This is a genomic window from Bartonella sp. MR100HLJHH (genome assembly GCF_042194215.1).
Classification (GTDB): domain Bacteria; phylum Pseudomonadota; class Alphaproteobacteria; order Rhizobiales; family Rhizobiaceae; genus Bartonella; species Bartonella grahamii.
The window spans coordinates 81,099-88,614 of sequence record NZ_JBHIMR010000011.1 but is presented as its reverse complement, the minus strand read 5'-3'; the positions used below and the strand labels follow the sequence as shown (position 1 = coordinate 88,614).

General features: G+C 39.2%; 1 protein-coding gene and 2 pseudogenes. 2 read left to right on the top strand and 1 reads right to left on the bottom strand.

Annotation, left to right across the window (positions count from 1 at the left end):
• Positions 1–220: 220 nt before the first annotated feature.
• A pseudogene (locus ACFIJ7_RS07560) lies at positions 221–973 on the bottom strand (phage tail sheath family protein); the annotation flags it as partial.
• Between ACFIJ7_RS07560 and ACFIJ7_RS07555 the strand changes: the two are divergent.
• A pseudogene (locus ACFIJ7_RS07555) lies at positions 970–1,165 on the top strand (transcriptional regulator); the annotation flags it as partial. The pseudogenes ACFIJ7_RS07560 and ACFIJ7_RS07555 overlap by 4 nt on opposite strands.
• Before the next feature lie 843 nt (positions 1,166–2,008).
• The gene (locus ACFIJ7_RS07550; protein ID WP_375644947.1) at positions 2,009–7,279 is read left to right on the top strand and encodes an autotransporter outer membrane beta-barrel domain-containing protein; all 5,271 of its coding nucleotides are present in this window, start codon (positions 2,009–2,011) and stop codon (positions 7,277–7,279) included.
• Positions 7,280–7,516 lie beyond the last annotated feature (237 nt).

Here is a 7,516-nt window from a genome sequence, read left to right as displayed (position 1 = left end):
ACAGAGTAATTGGCATGCCCCGCCCCCGCAAATTGTGCAATCGGTTGAATGGCTGTTGTGCCTCCCAAAAAACTTGGTAAATGGAAAAGGTCTGATAAATCAACGCTGCCAATCCATTCTCTGATGCGGCTTGGCAAAGATTTAAAAAATCACTCAACCTTGTGATGGGTACCCATAAAACCATCAACAATCAGGGTAAAACCGCGTACAATGCGTAAAGTCATGCCTCACTCCTTGCTGCTTTGCGATAAGTTTCAAGCGTATCGCCAAAAGTGTGCATCATTTTCTTTTGGATATCTTCAATAAGCCAATCAAATATGCGCTATTGCACCGGCTACCGAAACTTAAATCTCCTAAAGGTGGCACTTCTTCTGCATCAAACTCCACCCGAAACTGTCCTAATTGTAAAATACTGTTGGAATTTAAATCGCGATCAAACCAAACCCGCCCCCCAGCAGTGCACCCCGCGCAATAAGATCATCAAGAAACTGCGTGAGAGAGCGGGTAATAGCAATGACATAGTGAGCAGTCAGATTCTCGTCATTAGCCCAAGGGCTAAAACTGTTAGTGATAGTTTTTTCAACGCTGCACGGGTGCGCACCACATTGACAAAACGCCAGAGTGGATCACTGGAGGTGGTATGATTTCCCCATAAAATACGTCCATTGGCAGCTATTTGTCCCCCAGAATTATTTAAATGCGCATTTTGGCTAAGCCGTGCTGGAATAAAGGTCGCAATATCGGCTTGGTTGAGGCGATTTGCCTCATGATCGATTTCGCCATCAAAATAGCTAATCGGGCGCGCCGTGCCTAAAATGCCATGCACATCTTGGTTGGAGGGAGACCAAAAAACACCGCCCCTTTGCTTATCACGTTTGATAAACATGGCGGCAGCAAAGGGACTTGCCGGTTTAATGCTCCATCCACCATCACTATTTGCCACCCGTACAAAGGGATCAATCAAATAACAAAAATGCAACAATTAAATTTCCCCCTGAAGATATAGCAGAACTCGCGGCGGAGCTTTATAAAAAGTTACAAGAGCTTATTCAAGACATCAACGACAGTGAAGAAATAGAGCTTACCTTGCCTCTTTTTAAAATTGCATTTAAAACATCAAATAGAGGTTAAAAAAACACTCAAGAACGACACAAATCCAACCTAACCATCATTAAAAATGGAAAATGAAGGTGCCTTTCTCCTTACATTAAGATTTTTAATAACAATTTGTTTTTAAAATATCATATCTTTTTTCGCTTTTTGGGCTGATTTGGGAGCGAACTTCACAATTTATAGATTTTTTTCAAAGGGTCTTCAAAGGCGGCTTTCTAGGCTTCCACAGAGTTTTTTTTAATCCTCAAAGCCTTTTCCTATTTTTTCCATTGAATCACAGATTTTTCTCATTTTTAGATGTAAAAATCCATTTTGATAAAATGTGCATTTAATGGTGAAAATTAGTCATAAAAAAATCATAAATTCCCACCCAATCTCACCTATTCCCACTTAAAAAACTCCTGTCAAACGACAAGCTTTCTTTTTTGTATATTCACAGCAGCATAGATACTGCTATTCTTTATTGCTCATTTCCTCTTTTCTGGTTTCTTTTTTAATATCTTCTCCATTATTTTCTTTCTTGTGATAATTCAATAAAGTTTATCTCTAAATAATGCACAATAATAACACTATGATATACAATAAAAAATTACAAATAAATTTTAATATCTTCATATTATTTTATAAATTTTTAATAAATTAGTGATTTAAATATTTTAATTTTTAATATTATAAAATAATTTTTATTTATAATTTAGTTTTATTTTTATTCATAATGAATAATAAAATAGATTTACAGTAAAGCATTACGTATTTTATTATAAAATTTATAATTATACTTTACACAAAAATAAAAATAATCTATTTGTCTCAAAGTAGAAAACCATTCATTTGATATCCTTCTTATAAGCGGGGGCGGAATGCGTGGGGCTTATAAGTTAAGGAAAATATCTAAATGTATAAAAAATCTCTGTTACTCTGTACAGCGGCTATGACTGTTACGCTGTTTGGCACCCATTTCAACGCATATGCTGCTAACAATGTTCTTAAAAATGATGCAAAAGGTACAATAACGACTGCCACTTCAGGCAGTTCCTATGATGCAATTGAAGCAACAAATGGTGGCGCAATCAAGGGTGAAAATTTAATAGTAACCTCTCCTGATCCTGAAAAATTCAGCACTGGTGTAGCGTCGAAAGATTCGGGCAGTGAAATTACGTTAACGGGCACAACAACCATTGAAAAAGTTAAGGACGGACTTTCTGCAGAAAAAGGTGGTAAAATCACCAGCGAAAATTTAATAATAAATGGAACCAATATTGGTTTAGTAGCCCAAGATTCTGGTAGCAAGATTGAGTTAACGGGTACAACAACCATTGAAAAAATGACTAACGGGCTTCGGGCAGTAGGCGGTGCAGCAATTACTAGCAACGCTTTAACGATAACCCTTAATGAAGCTGGAGAATCTAATGTTGGTGTGTACGTCCAAGATGCTAATAGCAAGATTGAGTTAAATGGAAAAACAACCATTAAAAACGCCACAAACCATGGTCTTATGGCAGTAAATGGTGCAATCGTTAGTAAAGATTTAACACTAACTGGTGCTGCAACCCAAGGAACAAGTATTGGTATAGGAGCCTACTCACCTAATAGCAAGATTGAGTTAAATGGAAAAACAACCATTGAAAAATTCAAAAATGGCCTTGTAATGAACAATGGAGCAGCAATCAAGATAGATGGCGCTTCCATTACAGCTTCTGAAATTGGTGCTTCTTTCAGCGATAGTAAGAACAACGAAACCACGCTAGAAAATGTGAACATATCGAGCGGTAACGATGGCGCCTTGATGGATAAGGGAATAAATGCCGAAAAAAGCACTGTGACTTTAAACAATGTAACCGTCACTCAAGCAAACACAGGCATATTTGCAAATGATCACTCCACAATAACAGTCTCTGGAGGATCATTCGATGGAAAAACTGATGGGGTATATGCTAAAGAAGGCAGCACCATTAATTTAACCGGCGATGCTAAAATTACATCAACTGATGGTTATGGACTCCATGCAGAAGGCTCAGGGTCTAAGATCACTAAGGAGAAAGAAACCGTAACTGGGAAACAAGCTGCATTATTTGCAGAAAAAGGCGGACAGATTGATGTCACGGACGTTACTTTAACAACAACAGACGGCAGCGGAACTGGTGCAAAAGCCGATGGCGCTGACAGCATGATTACATTAAAAGGCAAAACAACCATTAAAAAAGTTACTAACGGGCTTCAGGCAGTAGGCGGTGCTGCAATTACTAGCAAAGATTTAACGATAACCCTTAATGAAGCTGGAGAATCTAATGTTGGTGTGTCCGTCCAAGACTCTAATAGCAAGATTGAGTTAAAGGGAAAAACAACCATTAAAAACGCCACAAACCATGGTCTTATGGCAGTAAATGGTGCAATCGTTAGTGAAGATTTAACACTCATTGGTTCTGCAACCAAAGGAACAAGTATTGGTATAGGAGCCTACACACCTAATAGCAAGATTGAGTTAAATGGAAAAACAATCATTGAAAAATTCAAAAATGGCCTTGTAATGAACAATGGAGCGGCAATCAAGATAGATGGCGCTTCCATTACAGCTTCTGAAATTGGTGCTTCTTTCAACGGTAGTAAGAACAACGAAACCACGCTAGAAAATGTGAACATATCGAGCGGTAACGATGGCACATTGATGGATAAGGGAATAAGTGCCGAAAAAAGCACTGTGGCTTTAAACAATGTAACCGTCACTCAAGCAAACACAGGCATATTTGCAAATGATCACTCCACAATAACAGTCTCTGGAGGATCATTCGATGGGAAAAATGATGGGGTATATGCTAAAGAAGGCAGCACCATTAATTTAGACGAAAAAGCTGCGGTTACATCATCTGATGGTTCTGGACTTCATGCAGAAGGTTCAGGAGCAAAAATCACGAAGACGGGAGGAACTGTCAGTGGAAAACAAAATGCATTATTTGCAGAAAAAGGTGGACAGATCGATGTCACGGATGTTGCTTTAACAACAACAGATAGCACTGGAACTGGCGCAAAAGCCGATGGCGCTAACAGCGTCATTACATTAAAAGGCACAACAACCATTGAAAAAGTTATAAACGGCCTTGATGTACAAAATGGAGCTACAGCCAAGATGACCGGTGGTTCTATTGCTGCTTCTCAAATAGGTGCTCTTTTCAACGCTAGCGGAAGTGATGAAAATAAAAACACGCTGGAAGATGTAACAATATCGAGCGGTAACGATGGCACATTGATGGATAAGGGAATAAGTGCCGAAAAAAGCACTGTGGCTTTAAACAATGTAACCGTCACTCAAGCAAACACAGGCATATTTGCAAATGATCACTCCACAATAACAGTCTCTGGAGGATCATTCGATGGAAAAACTGATGGGGTATATGCTAAAGAAGGCAGCACCATTACTTTAAACAACAATGTTACAGTCGCATCATCTAATGGTAATGGACTCCGTGCAGATGGTTCAGGATCTAAGATCACAATGGCAGGAGGAAAAGTAACAACAATAGGGGATGCGCGAAGTGCATTATTTGCAGAAAAAGGCGGACAGATTGACGCCACGAATGTTGCTTTAACAACAGATGGCAAAGGAACCGGTGCAGAGGCCATTGGTCCTGATAGCAGAATTGAATTGCATGGCGATACAACAATTAACAATACTTGGAACGGTCTTGGAGCAATCCTTGGTGGTAAAATTACCAGTGAAAATTTAACCGTAGTCGGTGGTGAAATAATTGATCAAGACCCCAATGAAAAACGATCTGGTGTATGGACAGGGGACTCTGGTAGTGAAATTCAGTTAACGGGAAAAACAACCATTCAAAATGTTGATGAAGGTCTTTATGCTGATAGTGGGGGTAAAATCGTTAGCGGAGATTTAACAATAACCGGTGGTAAATCCACAGAACCAACCGTTGGTGTAAACATTTGGGAGCCCGATAGTGTAGTTGAATTAAATGGCAAAACAACCATTCAAAATGTTGATGCTGGTCTTTTTGCTGTTGAAGGTAGTACAATTAAAACGAGCAATGGCACTATTGATACTAATTCTGAAGGTCTAGATACCCAATCCGACACTCCTCCAAATGGGAAGAAAAACAAAATAGAAGCAAAAAAAGCTGCACTGGTTGTAATAAATGGCGGACATATTGATCTGACAGATGTTTCTGCCACAGCAGAAGTTGCCGGTTTACAATTCGCAACTTTCTCTGATAATGATCCAAATGGCCCAGATTACCCACAAAAATATCATAGCAATGAGATCAATCTGACCAATGCAGAGATTCATGCTGAAAATGATACTGGTATTCTCGTTGGAGCTTTTGTTGAAAAAAGCATCGAAGATGCGGCAGCCCCATCAATCGGCACAGTCAATCTTAAAAAATCAGAAGTTCATGCGGACGTATTATTAGGAGATGGTATTTTTTGGGACAAAACGTCATGGAAAGATAAAGATTTGTGGGATGGTAAAGAGGTTAAAGCGATCTCCAACGGCACCTTCACATTAAACGCTGATCAGTCTACTCTAGAGGGCAGAGCGAATATTGCTCAAGACAGAAATGTACACTTTGATCTGAAAAACGATACAACATGGACGTTGAAAATCAGCAAAAACGAAAAAGATAATGATGGCAATCTGCTTGATATTGCTCAAAGATCTCGTTCTGATATTTCCACGCTTAGTCTTGATAATAGCTCCATTGTTTTTAGCGAACCAACAGAAGAGCATTACCAAACATTGCATATAGGTTCTGGTAAACCAGACACAAAAGCAGTCTACAATGCAACGGGTGGTGCAAAGATTTACTTCAACGCAAAATGGAGTGATGGTGCTGCAATAAATGACCAAAAAACCGATAGACTTTTGATCAATGGGGATGTCTCTGGCAACACATCAGTTTATGTTACGGGACGCTTAGAAGATGACAATGTCGAAGCAAATACCTCTGCTGCTGCCAATATCCGTGGTCTTTCACTCATTCAAGTTTCTGGAAAAGCAGAAGAAAGCTCTTTCAAACTTGTAAATGGCTATACCACAAGAGGTGGTTTACCAGATATGTATACACTACGTGCCTATGGACCAGATTCAAGCCAAGGCAAAGCCAATATTGCGCAAAACCTGTTTGATGAAAAGAATGAAAATTTCTGGGATTTCCGTTTGCAACCCGAACTGCTTGGAAATGGTTCAGATGTGATCGCCCCTGTAGCACAAACAGCAAGCTATTTGGTCATGCCAAATGCTCTCTTCTATAGTGGATTAACAGATATGGCTAAACAAAACGCGCTCTTAGCCAATATCAGAACATCCATCTTAGGAAAAGAAGAGGAAAAACAAACTGGTTTCTTCCTTTACACCTATGGAAGCACAGGAACTTTATCTTCTGAACGCGGACCTCTCAAATACGGTTATGGTGCTGATATTCGTTATGCTGCTCTCCAAGCCGGTGTTACATTGGCAGCAATTGAAGGGCAAAATACCACAACACATCTCGGTCTTGTAGGTACCTATGGGCAGCTGTCGTTTACACCAAAGGACATGTCAGATGCCGGTAAGAACACGCTGGATAAATGGTCACTGACAGCCTATGGCAGTATACAACACAACAGTGGTTTCTACATTGATGCACTCTTGTCCTACGGTATCCTAAAAGGGCATATCGCCAATGCCATCAGAGGCAATACCGCAAAGTTGAACGATGCCAAAATGTTTAGTATTTCCACCACTATTGGCAAAGAATTTGCAACCAATATGGAAGGTTTAACATTTGAGCCACAAGCACAAGTTGCCTATCAACATTTGATGTTTAACACCATTGAAGATGCTGATAATTTCACTGTTGATATGAACAATCCTTCTCAATGGTTGATCCGTGTTGGTGGACGTTTGACCAAAACCATTTCCACTGAAAACAACCGTCCTATGTCTTTCTATGGAAAAGTAAACTTAATCAAAACCTTTGGTGATGATGGTACCATTCATATTGGTAGAGACTTTGACCTTGATCCTATGGGACCTGCAATTGAAGGCGGCATTGGCATCAATGCACAACTGTCTCACAATTTCTCCCTTCATGGTGATGTAAGCTATCAACAAAAGCTTCAGAAAACTGGTATAAGTGGTGCAAGCTTTTCAGGTGGAATACGCTATCAGTTTTAAGACAAGGCTGTAAAAATAGCCTATCATTCTATTCAATTTAAAAAAAGGCAGCACAATGTGCTGCCTTTTCGCTTTATATAAATCCTAATGACACTAAAACTACCCCCTCCCTTTTTATCAAGAAAAATATAAGGTATTTTTATCCAGAATATATTAAAACCCACAAATAATGAACGCGGAAACTTTTTAATAACAGTGCAATTTTATTGACCAAAGTACTATTCATTTAAAACCTTA

Bases quoted from the DNA above. Each gene is read 5' to 3' on its own strand.
- ACFIJ7_RS07550 (WP_375644947.1), top strand. From the start codon at position 2,009: ATGTATAAAAAATCTCTGTTACTCTGTACAGCGGCTATGACTGTTACG.